The organism is Streptomyces sp. NPDC107521, assembly GCF_055598485.1.
The window spans coordinates 336991-353567 of record NZ_JBVKAT010000002.1; the positions used below are offsets into that span (position 1 = coordinate 336991).

At 78.1% G+C, this 16577-nt stretch carries 14 protein-coding genes; all 14 read right to left on the minus strand.

From position 1 onward, the window contains the following. Nucleotides 1-6: 6 nt before the first annotated feature. The 14 genes from ACZ7LB_RS04575 to ACZ7LB_RS04640 all read right to left on the minus strand — a co-directional run bounded on the left by ACZ7LB_RS04575 (nucleotide 7) and on the right by ACZ7LB_RS04640 (nucleotide 16464). A complete protein-coding gene (locus tag ACZ7LB_RS04575; RefSeq protein WP_161226000.1) occupies nucleotides 7-381 on the minus strand; it encodes a hypothetical protein in 375 nt (124 codons plus the stop codon). Nucleotides 382-558: 177 nt separating this feature from the next. Further along, the gene (locus ACZ7LB_RS04580) at nucleotides 559-1278 is read right to left on the minus strand and encodes a zinc ribbon domain-containing protein (protein WP_471465358.1); all 720 of its coding nucleotides are present in this window, start codon (nucleotides 1276-1278) and stop codon (nucleotides 559-561) included. Between the two features lie 1480 nt (nucleotides 1279-2758). Continuing rightward, nucleotides 2759-3334, minus strand: a complete 576-nt coding sequence (locus tag ACZ7LB_RS04585; RefSeq protein ID WP_471465359.1) for a phage tail protein — start codon at nucleotides 3332-3334, stop codon at nucleotides 2759-2761. Beyond that, entirely contained in the window at nucleotides 3331-5289 is a 1959-nt protein-coding gene (locus ACZ7LB_RS04590) for a putative baseplate assembly protein (protein WP_471465360.1), read from the minus strand. Before ACZ7LB_RS04590 ends, ACZ7LB_RS04585 begins: the two co-directional genes overlap by 4 nt. Further along, a complete protein-coding gene (locus ACZ7LB_RS04595) occupies nucleotides 5289-5711 on the minus strand; it encodes a GPW/gp25 family protein (RefSeq protein WP_471465361.1) in 423 nt (140 codons plus the stop codon). The genes ACZ7LB_RS04590 and ACZ7LB_RS04595 overlap by 1 nt, the downstream gene beginning before the upstream one ends. Then, nucleotides 5711-6028, minus strand: coding sequence for a PAAR domain-containing protein (locus tag ACZ7LB_RS04600; protein WP_161226005.1), 318 nt, complete (start codon nucleotides 6026-6028; stop codon nucleotides 5711-5713). The genes ACZ7LB_RS04595 and ACZ7LB_RS04600 overlap by 1 nt, the downstream gene beginning before the upstream one ends. 539 nt (nucleotides 6029-6567) lie before the next feature. Beyond that, entirely contained in the window at nucleotides 6568-8394 is a 1827-nt protein-coding gene (locus tag ACZ7LB_RS04605; RefSeq protein WP_471465362.1) for a VgrG-related protein, read from the minus strand. Next, a complete protein-coding gene (locus tag ACZ7LB_RS04610; RefSeq protein ID WP_471465363.1) occupies nucleotides 8391-9113 on the minus strand; it encodes a CIS tube protein in 723 nt (240 codons plus the stop codon). Before ACZ7LB_RS04610 ends, ACZ7LB_RS04605 begins: the two co-directional genes overlap by 4 nt. Before the next feature lie 126 nt (nucleotides 9114-9239). Then, entirely contained in the window at nucleotides 9240-9665 is a 426-nt protein-coding gene (locus ACZ7LB_RS04615) for a phage tail protein (protein ID WP_161226008.1), read from the minus strand. A 237-nt stretch (nucleotides 9666-9902) separates the two neighbouring features. Beyond that, nucleotides 9903-10130 (minus strand): hypothetical protein, encoded by a 228-nt coding sequence (locus ACZ7LB_RS04620; RefSeq protein ID WP_471465364.1) that lies wholly within the window; start codon nucleotides 10128-10130, stop codon nucleotides 9903-9905. Nucleotides 10131-13760: 3630 nt separating this feature from the next. Next, the gene (locus ACZ7LB_RS04625; RefSeq protein WP_265292015.1) at nucleotides 13761-13919 is read right to left on the minus strand and encodes a DUF6760 family protein; all 159 of its coding nucleotides are present in this window, start codon (nucleotides 13917-13919) and stop codon (nucleotides 13761-13763) included. Beyond that, entirely contained in the window at nucleotides 13916-14434 is a 519-nt protein-coding gene (locus ACZ7LB_RS04630; RefSeq protein WP_471465365.1) for a hypothetical protein, read from the minus strand. The genes ACZ7LB_RS04625 and ACZ7LB_RS04630 overlap by 4 nt, the downstream gene beginning before the upstream one ends. Continuing rightward, entirely contained in the window at nucleotides 14431-14871 is a 441-nt protein-coding gene (locus ACZ7LB_RS04635; protein WP_161226010.1) for a phage tail protein, read from the minus strand. Before ACZ7LB_RS04635 ends, ACZ7LB_RS04630 begins: the two co-directional genes overlap by 4 nt. Nucleotides 14872-14904: 33 nt before the next feature. Beyond that, nucleotides 14905-16464, minus strand: a complete 1560-nt coding sequence (locus tag ACZ7LB_RS04640; RefSeq protein WP_471465366.1) for a phage tail sheath family protein — start codon at nucleotides 16462-16464, stop codon at nucleotides 14905-14907. Between the last annotated feature and the right edge of the window lie 113 nt (nucleotides 16465-16577).

The window sequence follows — 16577 nt, forward strand, 5'->3', positions numbered from 1 at the left end:
GGGGTCTCACTGGTCGAAGTAGCGGAGGTCGCCCACGGTCCAGGCGCTGACGTCCTCGATCGCGACGCGGTACATGCCGCCCGTCTCCGGGATGCCGACGCTGCCCTGGAGGATGCGGGCGAGGTGGAAGTGCAGGTGTGCGGGGGTGCGGGGGCGGCCGGGGCCGGCCTCGTCCGGGCCCTGTTCGAAGACGTCGGAGAAGGGTCCGAGGTGGTCCGAGTCCTTGAGGACCTCCGCCACCCGCTTCCGCCACACGGCCTCCGGGGCGAGCCGACCGGTGATGACGGCCCCGCCGACGACCACGGTCAGTGACATCTGATTGCTTCGTCCGGACTCCACCGCGGCGGAGATGGCGACGAGCAGCTCATCAGGGTTCGACATGACAGCAGAGCTTATTCAGCCCCGCGCCCCCGCACCGCCCCCCGTGGCGTGAAAAGCCGCCGGGGACCCGGCCCGGGGGCGGGGCTCCCGGCGGCCCGCGCCACGGGCGGGGACGGACGGGGCGGACGGGAGCCGGGGCGGCGGGGGCGGGCGGCACCCGGCGCGGGGGCCGCCCCGTCAGCCGCGTTCGAAGAACTCCACCTCCGCCAGCGCCAGATGCCGGCCGCCGCCCAGGCCGACGGGCGAGCCCAGGACCAGGCGCACCGTCCGCACGTCGCTGATCCCCATGGGGAAGTACTGCGCGCCCGGCTTGTCGCTGAGGGTGATCCGCCGGTGCTCCGTCCCCCCGTCGCCCCGGGTGATCTCCAGCTCCAGCTCCAGCGCCCGTCCCTGGCGCCGGTACTCCTGCGGCTGCCGGGAGGGGCCGTTGACGACGGACAGCTCGAACAGCCGGAACGGCTTGCCGAAGGTGTACGTCACCTCCGCGCCCGGCCCGGACACGCCCCAGTAGCGGTTGCTCAGCCCGTCCGTGGTGTTGGCGGCCGGGTACCCGGGCAGCTCCTGGTCGGCCTCGACGGACACGGGGGTGATGGCCCTGGGCTTGCTCGTCTTGTCCCGCACGTCCTCGTACAGCGCGCGTCCGGCCGGGACCAGCAGCACACCGGCCACGGCGAGGGCCGCGACGACGGCCAGGACCACCAGCAGCCGCACCCCCCGGCCCGAACTCGCCCGCACCCGGCGGCGGAACGGCCACACGGTCCGCCACCAGGGCAGCGGGGCGGGCTTCGCGGCCCGGTTCAGCGGGGTGGCGCAGCGGCGGCAGAACCGCCGGCCCACCGGGTTGGGCGTCCCGCACGAGGGGCACGGCGGCCCGGTCACCTCGTCCGGTACGGGCACGGGGCGCACGGTCGGCCGGGCCGCCACGGGCTTCGCCGGCCGCACCGGCATCACGGGCTCCGGAGCGGACGGCGCGGGGGCGGACGGCGGGGACGGCGCGGGGGCGGACGGGGAGCGGGGGCCGGGACTGTCCGGGGCGCCCGCCCTCCCGGGGACGGAACCACTCCGCGGGACGGAGGGCGCCTCCGGGGCGGGGCGGCGCGCGGGGGGCGGGGAGGGGACGGCGTCGGGCGCGGGGACGGCGTCCGGGCCCGCGCCGGGGACCGGGGTCCCTTGACCGGGGTCCGTGCGTCCGGGGCCGGGCTGGGGACGTGCGGGGGCGGTGCCGGAGTGGCCGGAGCCGGTGCCAGGGCCGGGCTCGGGGTGCCCTGAGCCGGGACCGGGATCGGAGTGCTCGGGGCCGCCCCGGTGACGGACCCGTCCCGCCAGCCGGGCACGCAGCGACGCGACGCGGGACGGCGGGGTGGACGGGGGCGGGATACGGGACGGGGGCACGGCGGCCCCGTCCCCGCCACCGGTCCCGCTCGCGTCCCCGCCCCGGGCGCCGCGCCCGCTCGCGTCCCCGCCGCCGGTGCCGCTCCCCGTGCGGTCACGGGTCCCGTCCGGAACCGGCACGGACCCCGGCCGCGCCCCGGGGACGGACCCCGGCGGAGCGCCGCCCGCAGTGGCCGCACCGGGACCGGGAGGGGACGCGGGACCACCCGGAGCGGTCACCGACGCGGGAGCCGGACCTGAGGGCGGGTCAACGGGTCGGACAGGGGGCGCCCCCGGGGACTCCCCGACGGACTCCCCCGGGGCCGGTTCAGGGGTCGGTTCAGGAGCCGGAACCGAGGTCGGATCGGGGACCGCGAGGGGGGAGGACCCGGCGGAGGACCCGGCGGACGGACCGGCGGACGGACCGCGGACCCCGTCGGGTCCCGGGACCACGTCCGCGTCCCGGCCCGGCCCCGCGTCCCGGTCGGGCCCCGCGTCCGGCCCCGGCATCGCGTCCTGCCCCGCCCCCGGACGCCCGTCCGGCTCCCGGCCGGGACCCGTTGCCCCCGCCGCCCCGTCCGGCGAAGCCGTGGACGCGGCAGGCGAAGCCGTGGACGCGGCAGGCGAAGCCGTGGACGCGGCAGGCGTCGTATCCGGCCGCCCGGCCGGGGCCGCCGTCGGCGCCGCTCCGGACGCCGACGGCCCGTTCCCCCCGCCCCGGCCCGGCAGGACACCCGCGTCCGCACCGGGTGGGTCGCCCTCCCCCGCACCCGGCCCCCGGTCCGCACCCGGTGCCCGGTCCGGCGCCGATACCGGCGCGCCCGACGACCCGCCCGGCGGGCGCGCGTCCCCGCCGGGCCCGGCGTCCGGCGCGGGCGGTTCCGGCTCCGGCCCCCCGTGGCGCGGCGGCGGGCTGTCCGACCAGCCCAGGTACGCGCCGCAGTTGCCGCAGAAGTCGTCCCCGGGGCCGTTGGACGCCCCGCACGCGGGACAGGCGCGCATGGCGTCACCTCCCTTCGTCGGCGGGCGGCCCGGAAAGGACCTCCACCCGGCAGTCGGTGTGCACCGGGCACATCGCCCGGACGATCCGGTGGACGCGGTCGGCGTCCACGGCGGCCCCCGGCGCGGTCCCCGGGCCCGGCCAGACCCGGACCAGCGGCGGCGCGTCCGGCTCGGGCGGCGGCTCCGCGCCCGCCGTGCCCGACCAGAGCGCGCCCCCGTCCCCGGTGACGTCGGCGCCCACGCCGAGGGAGAGCCGCAGCGCCTCGACCAGCCCGCGCCGGGTGCCGCGCCACCGGTGCAGCTCCACCGCGCGGCCGACCGCCTCCCGGCGCACCGCCAGGGGGCGGCCGGGATCGTCGTCGGCGCCCACCCAGGACGCCAGCCAGACCAGGAAGTCGGCCGGGGCGAGACGCGGATCGAGGTAGGCGGGCAGGTTGTCGAGGGTCGCGAAGACCGGGGCGAGGACCGTGTCCAGCCCGGCGGTGAACCGCTGCGCCAGGTCGTCCTCGGCGTACAGGGCGGGCAGCGCCCCGCCGATGGGGTGGCGGCTCGGCAGCCCGGGCACGGCGGCGCGGCTCATCCCCGTTCCTCCGGTCCGGCGGCGGCGGTGACCACGACCTGGTGCTGGTAGGAGAAGACCAGGGCGCCCGCGCCCAGGTCGATGCGGTCGACGGGTGCGCCGCGCCGCCCGGTGACGGGGTCGGCGGGGAACAGCCGGACGTCCTCCACCAGGGCGTTGCCCGCGGCGCGCTGGAGCACCCCGAAGACCTCCCCGTACTGCACCGGACGCCCGAACGGCCAGCCGGTGCCCTCGGGTCCGCCGCGCAACGGGTCGAGGTGGGCGAAGAGCGCGCCGAGCGCGGCCTCGCGCACCCGGTCGGTGTCGCCGGGCGCGGCCACCAGCCGGGCCACCACGGTGACGCCCTGGTAGACCGGCGGCTCCACGACGAGCCGGGTGCCGATCAGCCGCCGTTCGTCGAGGCTCCCGGTGATCGCGCGGAGCACCTGCTCGGAGGGGATGAGCTGCTCGAAGCGGAGCCGGTCGCCCTCGTCGGGCACCGCGTCCGGCACCACCAGCACCCGCACCGCGCCCGCGCCGCCCGCCGGGAGGCAGCGCACCCGGCGCACCGAGGGCGCGGCCTGGCGGGCGATGGTCTCGTGGTCCCCGGCGGTCACCGCCCGCTCCTGCATGCGCAGCGCGTCCGGCGCCCGCAGCTTGGCGTTGGCGACGGTCTCCCCGGCGACCCCGCCGCGCGCCGCCTCCCGGTTGGTGACCCGGGCGATGTACGGGACGGAGCTGCGCAGCACGGAGACGGCGCCCCGGGCCACGTTGCCGGCCGGGCCGCCGCCGGTGCGGTAGCGGGCGACGCGGATCCGGGCGCCCTTGGCCGGGACGGCGCCCAGGTGGCGCAGGGTGCCGTCCGGTTCGCGCAGCACCGGCGGGAAGGCGAACTCGCCGGTGGTGGCGTCGACCCGGACGTGCCGGTCGCCGGGGCCGGAGCGGCCGAAGTGCTCCACCACCTCCCAGCGTTCCCAGCCGTCGGCCGAGGAGACCTCGACCAGCGGCGGTTCGCCGTCCAGCAGCACGGGCGGCCGGTCGAGCCGGAACGTCTGCCCGGCGACCCCCTCCGAGGTGCCGAGCGGCACGTCGGTGACGGTCTCGGCGTGCTCGGCGGACATGGTGCCGCCGACGGTGAACACGGCGGCCTCGCGGACGGTCGGGGACTCGGAGTAGAAGGGCTGGCCCGGTTCGGGCTCGGTGACCCGGCAGCGCAGCCAGCCCGCCCGGGTGCCGCCGATCACCGACGCGGTGTGCCCGGCGGGCACATGGACGATGATCTCGCCGGGCCGGTTGAGGCCGCCGGTGGTGTCGGTGCCGGTCTCGCAGGCCCGCCAGCCGCCGCCGTCCCACGCCTCCCACACCAGCGGGGGCTGGCGCGGGTCGACGCCGACGCCCTCGACACGGCTGTCCAGGCGGACGGCGACGACGCAGCGCGGCACCGCCACCGGCAGGCCGAACAGCAGGGCGTCGCCGGGCTCCGGGGCGGCCCGGAAGCACCGCACGTCGCGGCCCTCGTCGAGCAGCCCGGTCCGGTCGGTCTGCTCGCCGGAGCGGGGCGCGGTCACCAGCCGGACCAGTTCACTGGGCACGATGCGCAGTTCGCCGGTGGTGGCGAAGACGACGGCGTCGTCGCCCTCGCCGCCCGCGGTGGTGACCTCGGTGCCCGGCGGCAGCACGACGGTGTCGGGCTGGGGCGCCGAGAGCCAGAAGTCGACCTCGGCCCCGGCGGCGGCCGGGGGGAACAGGCGGATGCCGAGCAGGTCGAGGAAGGCGGTGTAGTTCTTGTCCGGGACCCGGTTCAGCCGGTAGAGGAGCTGGTCGACGAGGTAGGCGAAGGTCTCGATCAGGGTGACGCCCGGGTCGGAGACGTTGTGGTCGGTCCACTCCGGGGCGCGCTGCTGCACGTACCGCTTGGCCTCGTCGACGAGCTGCTGGAAGCGGCGGTCGTCCAGGTTGGGGGAGGGAAGGGCCATCAGCCGGCGCCCCGTTCCCCGGCGCCCTCGTCGGAGGGGATCGTATAGAAGGGGAAGACGAGGTTCCGGCGGTCGTTGGTGGAGCGCACGGTGTAGTGGACGTCGATGTAGAGGGTGCCGGCCTCGACGGCGTCGAAGGCGACCACCACGTCGTCCACGGCGATGCGCGGCTCCCACCGCTCCAGCGCGGCGCGCACCTGGCGGGCGACGCGTCCGGCGGTGGCGCCGTCGCCCGGCGCGAAGACGTAGTCGTGGATGCCGCAGCCGAAGTCGGGGCGCATGGGGCGCTCGCCGGGCGCGGTGCCGAGGACGAGGCGGATGGCCTCCGCGATCTCCCGGTCCCGTTCGACCAGCGCGATGCCGCCGGTCGGGCCGACCCGCAGCGGGAAGGCCCAGCCGCGGCCGACGAACCGCTCGCTCATCACAGGCCCCCGATCCGCACACTCTGGGCGCCGGTCAGGATGGTGGCCCCGCAGGCGGTGCGGTCACCGGCCCGCGCGGCCGGGAGCCCGCCGACGAGGACGGCTCCCCCGACGGCGGCGGCCGGGGAGGGCAGCACCACGTCGGCGGGTCCGAGGGCGGCGTGCGGGGGGAGCGGGCAGACGTGCAGGCTGCCCACGACGGCGGCGGGCAGACCGCCGATCAGCACCGTCGCCACGGCCGCGGCGGCCCCGGGCGGCGGGGTGGTGATCAGACCGCCGTGACTGGTGGGGTCACCGGTACGGGCTGCGGCTGGCATGCGGCACTCCTAGGGTCTTTCGTTTGGATCGGGCCGGATCGGGCCGGATCGGGGAGCGGGGTCTGGCGCCGTGCGTCGCGAGGCGGAGGAGGGGGTCGGGGCGGAGCCCTGGCGACCGACGACAGCGCGGCGAGGTGCGGTGCCGGACCCCGCGAGCCCGGCCTGATCCGGACGAGAGGCCCTGGCGGAAGGTCCCGGGCCCGGGGGCCCGGATCGCGGTCATGGATCGAGGACATCGAGGACACGGTCGCGGCCGGGCCCGGCGGCGCGGTCCGCCCCGGGAGCGGCGGGACGGGGAGGACGCGCCCGGCCCCCGTGCCACCGGTGCCGCCGCGCGCGGACGGCGGACGGGCAGCGACGGGAACGGCGGGCGCGGGGGCCATGGGCGCGGGGCCCGGCGGCACGGGGCCCGGCGGCACGAGCACGGTGAACACCGGGACGGCGGGCGCGGGAACGGCGGGCGCGGGGCCCGGCGGCACGGGCACGGTGAACACCGGGGCCGTGGGCGCGGGGGCCGTGGGCGCGGGCATGGGGCCGCCTCAGTTGATCCGGACGAGGCGGGCCTTGAGGACGCCCAGCAGGCCGCCGTCCACGGTGACGTCCGACGTGCCGGAGACCTTCACCGACCGGCCGCCGACCGTGACCGCTCCGGTGGCGTCGAGGTCCACCCGGGCGCCCCGCACGGTCACCCCGCCGCGCCCCGCGTCCAGCGTGATGCCGTCCTTGTCGAGCAGGACCGACGTCAGCGCCCGGCCCCGCCCGGCGTAGACCGTCAGCTCGATCCGGTCCCGCCGGTCGTCCAGGCGCACTTCGAGGCGTTCGTCGCCGGTCATCAGCCGCAGCCCGGACGGCCCCGGCGCGGGGGCGTCCAGCAGCTCCACCCGGTGGCCCGAACGGGACACCACGGAACGGCGGTTGATCCTGCCGCTGGTGGAGTCGACCAGCGGCACGTCGTGCGGGGAGGGCCCGTCGACACCGTTGTAGAGCCCGCCGATGACGTACGGGCTGTCCAGGAGCCCCTGTTCGAAGCCGACCAGGACCTCGTCGTTGACCTCAGGGCTGACCACGCCCCCGCCGCCCCTGCCGCCCCACTGCACGGTGCGCACCCAGTCCGTGGTGTACGTGTCGTCGAGCCACGGGAACCGCAGCCGCACCGCGCCGCGCTCGGCACCGCCGGGTTCACGGACGTCGGTCACCACGCCGATCGCCAGACCCGGCATCCGGGGCCCCCGGTCCGGCCCGGCGGCGGCGCCGCCGACCAGACCCGTCAGCGAGCGGTCCGGGCTGGCGCTGACCCAGACCGTCGTGCGGTAGCCGCCGTGCGGCTCCAGGACGTGCTGCACCGCCGTCGTCGTGTAGCGGCCGGAGAACGCCTGCCCGACGTTGCCGAGCGCGACCGGCTCCCCGGCGCGCAGCCGCGGGTTGCCCTCCACCACGGCCTCCAGCTCGGCGAAGCCCGCGCTGACCCGGGCGGCCACCGCGTCCGCGACCGCCGCGGTCTCGGCCTGCGTGCCGTACGGGGTGTCGGCCACCGTCACCTTCGCCGCCGCGCCGAACCGGGCGGACACCGCCGGGCCCAGCCCCGGCACCGCCGTCTCGCTGTCCACCGAGCGCTGCCGGGAGACCAGGGGCCGCTTGGTGGTGACGTCCCAGCCGCGCACCTCCACCTGCGAGGCGCCGTCCGACGCCGACAGCGAGGCCCTCAGCGCCAGCAGGTTCCGCCCGTACTCCAGCACCATCGGGTCCCGGTTCGCCGGGGTGGACGGCGCGGGCGCCCCCGAGGCCGGGCGCGGCCGGGTGAACTGGAGCACCCCCTGGTCGTCCACGCGCACCTGGGCGCCGCTCTCCCCCGCGAGGTGCTGGAGGAAGTCCCAGTCGGAGACGTTGGCCTGCGAGAGCTGCCGGTAGGTGACCGGAGCGGCCTGCACCGTGCCGCAGGACAGCCCGGCCCCGGCCGCCACCTTGCGGACGATGGCCGCCGCCGTCATGTTCCGGAAGGCCACCACCTTGCGGCCGCGCTGGAGGCGGTGCGCCTTGGACAGGGCGCGCACCACCGTGAAGGAGCCCGTGCGGTCCCGGTCCAGCTCCAGGGCCGTCACCTCGCCGCTGAACAGCCGCTCCCGCCCCTGCCCGGACGCCGTCACCACGGAGACCCGCAGCGGGACGCCGATGGTGACGCCGGTCGCCCGCAGGAACTCGTGGTCGGGATCGCGGAAGGTGAGCACCGCCGCGTCGGGCAGGCCCACGTTCTCGTCCACCACGCAGTGCACGAGCTGCGCCGCCCAGACCGGGGGCAGTTCACCGGGCGCCTCCACGACCGGGTCCGCCGCGAACGACCGCCCGCCCGTCGTCTCCGTACCGCTCACCGCTCCTCCTCGCCCCCTTCGTCCCGCAGCCCCGGCACCACCAGTTCGGTGCCGGGCACGAGCGCCATCGGGTCGTCGATTCCGTTGGCCTCCGCGATCACCCGCCAGACCGTCGCGTCGCCGTACTCCCGCCAGGCCAGCAGCGCCAGGCTGTCGCCGGCCACCACGGTGTGCGTGCTGCGGGCGGTGCGCGCGCCGGAGGTGGGGTTCTGGCCGCGCGGGTCGACGCTGGCCTCCTCGATGGACAGCGCGCAGGTGGCCCGCAGCGGCTTCCCGTCCACGTCGAACAGGGTGTAGGTGACCGAGAGGCTGGAGAGCACCCCGTCGAACGCGGTGGTCCGCGCGGTGCCCCACTCGAACCGCACCCACGGGCTGGCCGGCTTCTTGCGGCCCAGACTGGCCGGGGTCGGCACGCACGCCTTCATCAGCTTCTCCACCGCCTGCTCCACCGCGTCGTCGTGGGTGGCGGTGGCGTCCAGGAACACCTCCAGGCTCAGCTCGCGCGGACCGCTGCCGACGAACTCGGGCAGCGCCGACTGGCCCGCCATCCGGGACGGGGAGCGGCGCCACTCGGTGGTCTTGCGCAGTTGCAGGGAGGAGGGGTTGAACTGGAGATCCAGCCGCGCGATGGTCCCGCCGGGCTTCGCGCCGACCGAGGCGGGGGGCTCCTGAAGGGTGAGCTGAGCCCGGGCCCGGCTGGCGCGGACCGCTGGGGACATGGCGGGGACTCCTTCCGGTCGAACGGGTCGGGTCTCGGGTGAACGGGGCGATCGGGGGGCGGGATCTTCGGGGCGGCGGCCGGGGAGGGTTCCCGGCGCGGGCGGCGGGGCGCGCGGCGGCGCCGGTCAGGAGGGGCGGAGGCCCTCGTGGGCGATCTCCAGCGTCTCCACCGCCGCCCGGGAGTCGGCGGGGTCGAAGGACGGTCCCTGCCAGCGCACCGGGACGATCCCGAACACCTGCCAGCCGATGATCCGCGTCAGGTCCGGGCGGAGCGCCACGATCTCGCCGTCCTTGGGCTCCACCCGCCGCAGCGTCTCGTCCAGCCAGCGGCCGATCTTCGCGGTGTCGGCGGTGACCGGCCGGGTGAGCGTGATGTTGGACCACGTCACCCGCCCGGGGAGCTGCCAGGTGAACCCGTTGTTGCCGCCCTCGGCGTAGCTCTCCATCTCGACCTCGGCGCCCATGCCGGAGCAGGTGTGGAAGGCACCCAGGTCATTGCCGCCGATCGCGAGCCGGAAGAACACGCTCGTCGCGAAGATGCTGTCCGTCATGGGCCGTTCCCCGTTCTCCGTTCCCCGTCGCGCGGCGCCGTCGCCGTGCCGGTGGTCGTCCTGCGCTGCCGTTCCGTGCGGTCCTGCCGCCGTGCGGTCCTGCCGCCGTGCGGTCCCGCCGCCGTGCGGTGCCGAAGTCGTGCGGTCCTGCTGCCGAGCGTGTCGCGATCGTGCGGTGCCGGGCCGGGCGGTGCCGGCCCCCGGGCGGCCGGGCCCGTGCGCCCGTCGGCGGCGCCGTCAGCGGCGGCCGTCGTGCGGACGGCCCGTGCGGTCCCGGCCGCGCCGCAGTTCGGTCCGGAGCAGACGGGCCACCGGATCGAGCAGACGGCGCGCCAGGTCGTCCAGGTCGAGACCGGGGTCCTGCGGCGAGTCCGGCCCGGCCCCGGCGGAGGCGGGCGGCGGCGCGGGGGCCGGAGCGGGTGCGGGGGCCGCCCTGGCCGGTACGCCGGTGACGTCCCGCTGCACGGGCGTCCGCGCCGCTACCCCGGCCGGTGCCGGGGGCCGGGCGGGGACGGCCCGGACGGGTGCCGGGGGCGGGGGCGCCTGGGCCACGCCGACCGGCAGCGTCCGCGCCGGGGCCGGGGGCGGCGCCGCCGGGGCCGCGGGCCGGACGACCGGGACCGCGCCGGGGGCCGGGCCGTGCGCCCGGTGGTGCCCGGGGGCGACGGCCCGCTGCACGGGCGGAAGCGCCACCACGGGCGGCGGCGCGGCGGTACCGGGGCGCGGCGCGTCCGCGCTCCACGGGCCCGGCGCGCGCACGGCCGGCGGACGCGGCGCGGTGTCGTGGGCGGAGGGCGGCGGTGCCGTACCGGGTCCGGGCACCGCGTGGGCCGGGCCGTGCGCGGGCGCCACGGGGCCCACGGGATCGGACGCGCCGGGCCAGCGCGCCGCCACCACCGGACGGCCGGACGGACGCGGCGCGGCGGCGGGCACCGCCCCTTCCACGGGCCGGGTGTTGAGGGTCAGCGGCCGGGCGGCGAGCAGCGACAGGGACGGCGAAGCGACGGTGCGCGGGGCACGAACGCCCCCGCGCACCGCCCGCGCGACGACGACGGGACGCGCCGCCCCACGGGGACGGTGACCGCCGCCCGCCGGGGACGGGGTGCCCGTGGGCCCGGCGGCGGACTGCAGGGAGGCTCCGTACCGGGGCGCGGTGGCAAAGGGCGCCGTGCGGGGCGAGGGTCCCGCCGCCGGCGTGGGCGGGGTGGCTCCGTCGGCGGCGGCGCCGGGTGCGGTGGCCGTGGGCGCGGGACGCGCCGTCACCAGGGGGGTGCCGGGAGCCCCGGGGGGCCGCACGGCTCCGGGTGCCCCGGCCCCGGGAGCGGTGGCGGTGGGGGCGGTGGGGGCGCGGGCGGCCTCGGCCCCCGGGCCGCTGCCCAGCAGCGGTGCCTGCCCCGCCGTGGGCCCCCCGGCGCCGCGGGCCGGGGCGCGCTGGACCGTGGGCCCGCCGGACGCGCCGGGAGCGGTCGTCGGCGGGCGCGGCACGGGACCGCCGGGAGCGGTCGTCGGCGGACGCGGCACGGTGCCGCCGGGTGTCCGGCCGGCCGCCGCCCCGGTCCCCGCCGCACGCCGGTCGGCGGTACCGGCGCCCGTACCGGAGCCATGGGAGCCGTAGGAGCCCCGGGACCCGTGGGAGTTGGCGGGCTCCGCGCCGGGCGGAAGCGCGGGCAGCGGCGCGCCCAGCCCTCCGCGCGCCCTCGCCCCGGCACCGGGGCGCGGGCCCTCCGCAGCCGTTCCCGAGCCGCCCCGGGCCCCGTCGGACGCGCCCGGGACGCCACCGGCGGGACCCCGCGCGCCGTCGGAACGGGACCGCAGGACGGGCAGCGCCGGACCGGGCGGAGCCGGTGGCCCACCGGGGCCGTCGCGCAGGGGCGCCGCCGTGGGCGGCAGTTCCCCCAGCGGCGCGCCGAGCCCCGCGCGGCTCCGCACGGGAGTGCCGCCGGAGGGCGCCGGGCCGCCCCCGGCCCGGTTCCGCACGGTGGTCGGCGCCGCCCCCGAGGCCGCCGTCCCGTGGGCGGGGGCTCCCGTCCCGTGGGCGGGGGCGGCCCCAGGACCACGGCTCCCCGCCGCCGGAGCGCCGCCGCCGGACGCGCCCGCGGCCGTGCCGCCCCCGGACGCGCCGGGGCCCGTCCCTCCGTCGGCCGTTCCCGGGGCATCGCCGGAAGGCCCCCGCGCACCCTCCGCGGCGGGCCGTACGACGGGCAGCGCCGGTCCGGCCCCGGGACCGCCGGGCCCTCCGGGCGCGGGAGACGCGGAGGGAGCGCCGGCCGGGGCGGAAGGTCCGGCCGACGGCGTACCGAGGGGCTCCCGGCCGCCGAGCGGGGCGCCGTACCGGGAGGCCACCGGCGCACCGTCCGCCCCCGGCCGGGTGGCGGACGCCGCCGCCCCGGACGCCGGAGCACCATCGGGTGCCGATGCGATGGCGGGCGCCGGAGCAGTGGTGGGGCGCAGTACGGGAAGACGGCGTACGGGTGCCGCCGGACGCCGGGCGACCGTCCTCGGGGGCCCCACGGGACGGACCGGAACGGCCGCGCCACTCCCCCCGGCGCGCGTCCCGCCCCCGGTGGAACCCGGCCCGGACGCCCCCGGCCCGGACGCCCCCGGTCCGGACGCCCCCGGTCCGGCGGTGCGCACGGCAGGGTCGGCCGTACCCGGTGCGGACGGGCGCGACTCCGACCCCGGCACCACCCGCACCGCCCGGACCACCGGGAGTCCCGAGGCCCCCGCACGGGCCCGCCCGGCCCCGTCGGGTGCCACGACCGCCCCGGCACCGGGCAGCGCGGACCGCTGCACGGCGGGGGACGAGGAGGACGGAGGGGACAGCGGGGACCGGGCGAGGGGGGTACCGCCGGAGACGAGACCGCGTCCCGCCGGGCCCCGGCCGGACTCCCCCGCGCCACGGACGCCCTCCGGACCCCCGGTGCCCCCCGGCGCCGTACGCCCGTCCGGCCCGCCCGCCCCCTCCGGGCCGGACGCACCGCCACCGCCCCCGGACGCACTCGCGCCCGTACCACCAACACCAACACCAACACCGGCACCGGCACCGGCACCGGCACCGGCACCGGCACCGGCACGAGCCGAACCGCTCCCGCCGCCCGAGCCCCCGGACACCCCCGGACCGGCCGAGCCGCCCGCGCCGCCGGACGCCCCCGCCCCGCTCTGGTCACCGTGCCCGTCGGCCGACGGAGCCGTACCGCGCACGCCCCGTGGGCCGCCCGGCGCACCGGAGCCGGGCGCGCCTCCCGGACCCCCCGTTCCCGTGCCGCCCTCCGTGCCCCGGGACGCCTCCCGGTGCCCCGCACCCGGCCCCGGCGACGTACCGCCACGCCGGGGCGCCCTGGCGACGGAGGGCGCGGTCCCGGCGGACCCGCCTCCGGACCGCCCGGCCCCGGAAGGACCCGACGGGGTCCCGGACGCGGAGGTCCCGGACGCGCCCGGCCCGCCCGATGGTGTGCCCGGAACCGGCGAGGTTCCGGACGCGGTCCCGGAGGGCCCCGTGCCGCCCGGCCCGCCCCGGGTCACCAGCGGGCGGGACGCCCGCTCCGGGGCCGACGCGGAAGGCGCGTCAGGCGCCACCCGTGTTTCACGTGAAACCGCCGCTCCCCGCGCCCGGCCCGGCGCCCGCCCGTCCGGGGACGGCGCGCCCGCCCCCGGGCCCGGACCCTCCGCACCCGGCCCGCCGTCGTTCTCCGGTCGCAGCGCACGGAGCAGCAGCGGTCCCCCGTCGTCGCGGGCGGCCCGCGGGGTCGCCGGGCGGGTGACGCCGCGGACCAGTCCGGTGGGCGCCGTCGGCAGCAGGGCGTGGCCGAGACCGGTGTCGAAGGCGGGGTTCTGCCAGGCGGCCAGGCGCGAGCGGAAGGCGAGGCCGTCGCTGACGCCGAGCGGGGAGCGGGCCACGGTCAGCACCGGCGGGGCGGTGGCGCGCCAGCCGCCGTCCCAGTCCCCGGGCACGGAGGAGCCCCCGCCGCCCGACGCCGCCGGCGGACCGGTCCGCGGGGAGCCGTCCGCCCCGGCCGTCCCGGCGGACGGTGCCGCCGGACCGGCTGCCGTCCCCCGGGAGGACCGGCGGCGCCACTTCTCCCGCCATGCCATGTGCTAACCGCCTTCGTTCACGCGGGTGTTGATCCGGGCGATCTCGTCCACCCACTGGCGGCGCTCGCCATGGGTCAGGCCGAGGATCTCCTCACGGGGCCAGTGGAAGTGGTAGGCGATGTACGCGATCTCCTCCCGGAGCCGGGGAAGGGCGTACGTCACGATTCCCCCAGGCGCCCACCCGAGAGGTCGACCTCGAAACCGCCCGAGCAGTGCGGGCAGGTGACCGCCGCGCGGGTGTGGCCCTCGCTGTTGACGCGCCGGTAGAAGTCCTGGAGGAACGCGACGTCGGTGGCGTACATCCGCTCCACCACCCCGGCGTGCACGTCGGTGACGGTGCCGATCCGGGTGATCACCTGGCTGAGCAGCACCACGCTGAGGTACGCGGGGTTCTCCTTGACCCGCAGGTCGATCTGGGGCCGCAGCTCGTCGCGGGCCGTGGCCAGCCGCATCGAGCCGTGGCGGTGCACCGTCCCCGCCTCGTCCACGTATCCGCGCGGCAGCTCGAACTCGAACTCCGTGCGCAGCCCGTGCTCCTCCCGGTGCCCGGCGGCGGCGGAGGACGCGGCCGGAGGGGGTGCGGGGGATGCGGGGGCGGCCGGCTCCGCCGTCCGGGCGGGGTCCGTGGCCCGGAGGATCTCCTCCACGTTGCCCGCGGTCACCGTGCGCCGTCTCATTCGACGATGATCTCCTCGAACACGATCGTGACGGACTCGGTGGCCGGGGACGACTCACCGGCCCGCAGCGAGGGGCCCTCCCACCGCGAGGCCCAGCCCTGCATGAGCTGGATGCGGCGGACGGTGTTGCCCTCGGAGTCCTTGATCTCGATGGTCAGGTTCTGCCGCGCGGAGTTCACGGCCCCGTTGTTCAGGGTCTCCTTGATCCACTTGGTGAACTCGCTGCTCTGGTCGAGCCCGCGGGTGATCGTGATCTCACCGGCCTGCCGCGCCCCGGGCTGCTTGCGGATGATCTGCTTGCCCTCGGCGCTGACCTGCTTGACCTCGACGACCTCCTCCTCGACCGTCAGTCCGCTGATCTCCTGGACCGACTCGACGAGATAGCCGCCGAGCTGCACGCCGAAGACATGGGTGGAAAGCGCGTCGCCCGTTGCCATGACTGTCTGTCACCTTTCCCTGCGACCCGCGGGTCACTCGTCGATGAGGCTGGTGCTGTCGGAGAACTGGGCCAGCCGGAACACCACGAACTCCGCAGGCTTGACCGGCGAGACGCCGATCTCGCAGACGACCCGGCCCTGGTCGATGGACTCCTGCGGGTTGTTGTCGCGGTCGCACTTGACGTAGAACGCCTCCTCGGCGGTGCGGCCGAACAGCGCGCCCCGCCGCCACTCCTCCGTGAGGAAGGCCGTGACGTTGCGCCGGATGCTCGACCAGAGCCGGTCGTCGTTCGGCTCGAAGACCACCCACTGGGTGCCCAGGAGGATGGACTCCTCCAGGTAGTTGAAGAGGCGGCGCACATTCAGATAACGCCAGGCCGGGTCGGAGGAGAGGGTGCGGGCGCCCCAGATCCGGATGCCCCGGCCCGGGAAGGCACGCACGCAGTTGACGCCGATCGGGTTGAGCAGGTCCTGCTCGCCCTTGCTGAGCCGGGTCTCCAGGTCGACGGCGCCGCGGATCACCTCGTTGGCGGGCGCCTTGTGGACCCCGCGCTCGGCGTCGCTGCGCGCCCAGACCCCGGCGACGTGACCGCTCGGCGGGACGGTGGTGTTGTGGCCGGCGGCCGGGTCGAAGACCCGCACCCACGGGTAGTAGAGGCTGGCGTACCGGGAGTCGTAGCCGGCCTCGTCGTTGCGCCAGGCGCGGACCTGCTGGGCGGAGAGGCCGGGCGGGGTGTCGAGGACGGCGACCCGGTCGCCCATCTGCTCGCAGTGCGAGATCACGGCGAGCTGCACGGTGCGCACGCCCTCGGCGTCGATGTCGCCGCGCTGGTGGGCGCTCATCAGGTCGGGCACCGCGACCATGGTGATCTCGTCGATGGTCTCCAGCCCCGCGAAGCCGGTGCGGGCCGCCGCGTCCCCGACGTACTCGGCCGGGTCGAGGCGGGCCGGTTCCCCGGAGCGGGGCGCGGCGGGCGCGGCCGGGGCGTCGGGCAGCGCCACGGTCTGCCCGGCGGGCCGGGACGGGACGGCGTCCTGGCGCTCGACGGCCTCGACCAGCTTGGAGGCGCGGAGCTGGGTGACGAGGTAGCTCTTGACGTTCTTGCGGGTGGAGACCTCGAACGTCTCCGCGACCCGGTCGCCCCGGTGGACCAGGACCCGGAAGCGGTCCTCGGGCGGGTTCTCGCCGGTCGCGTCCGCGATCTCCACGGAGACCCCGGTGACGCCGGGCCGGGCGGTGAGGAGGAACCCGCCCAGTTCCACCGGCTCGGCCGCCCCGCCGAGCGCCGGGGAACCGGCACCGGCCGCGGGCGCGGAGGGGTCCCCGGCGGAGCCGCCGACGCGCACGACGTAGGCGGCTCCGCCGCCGTTGGCGAAGTAGCCGTAGACGGCGTGGGCCAGATAGGTGCCCTCGGTGAAGCCGCCGAACAGCCGCGTGTACTGGTCCCAGCCGGTGACCAGCGTCGGCGTGTGGAACGGGCCGCTCCCGGCGAACCCGACGAACGCGGCGACGGCGGTGCCGACCCCCTCGATCGGGCGGGCACCGGACTGCACCTCCTCCACGTACACGCCCGGGGTGAGGTACGTCGGCATGCGCGCTCCTTAGCGTTCTGACGGGGTCTGGCGGGTCACCTGTGCCCAGGCCGAGTCTGCGGGGCGGGCGGGGAGCGGACCAGGGACCGACGGCCCCGGCCGGGGGCAAGACC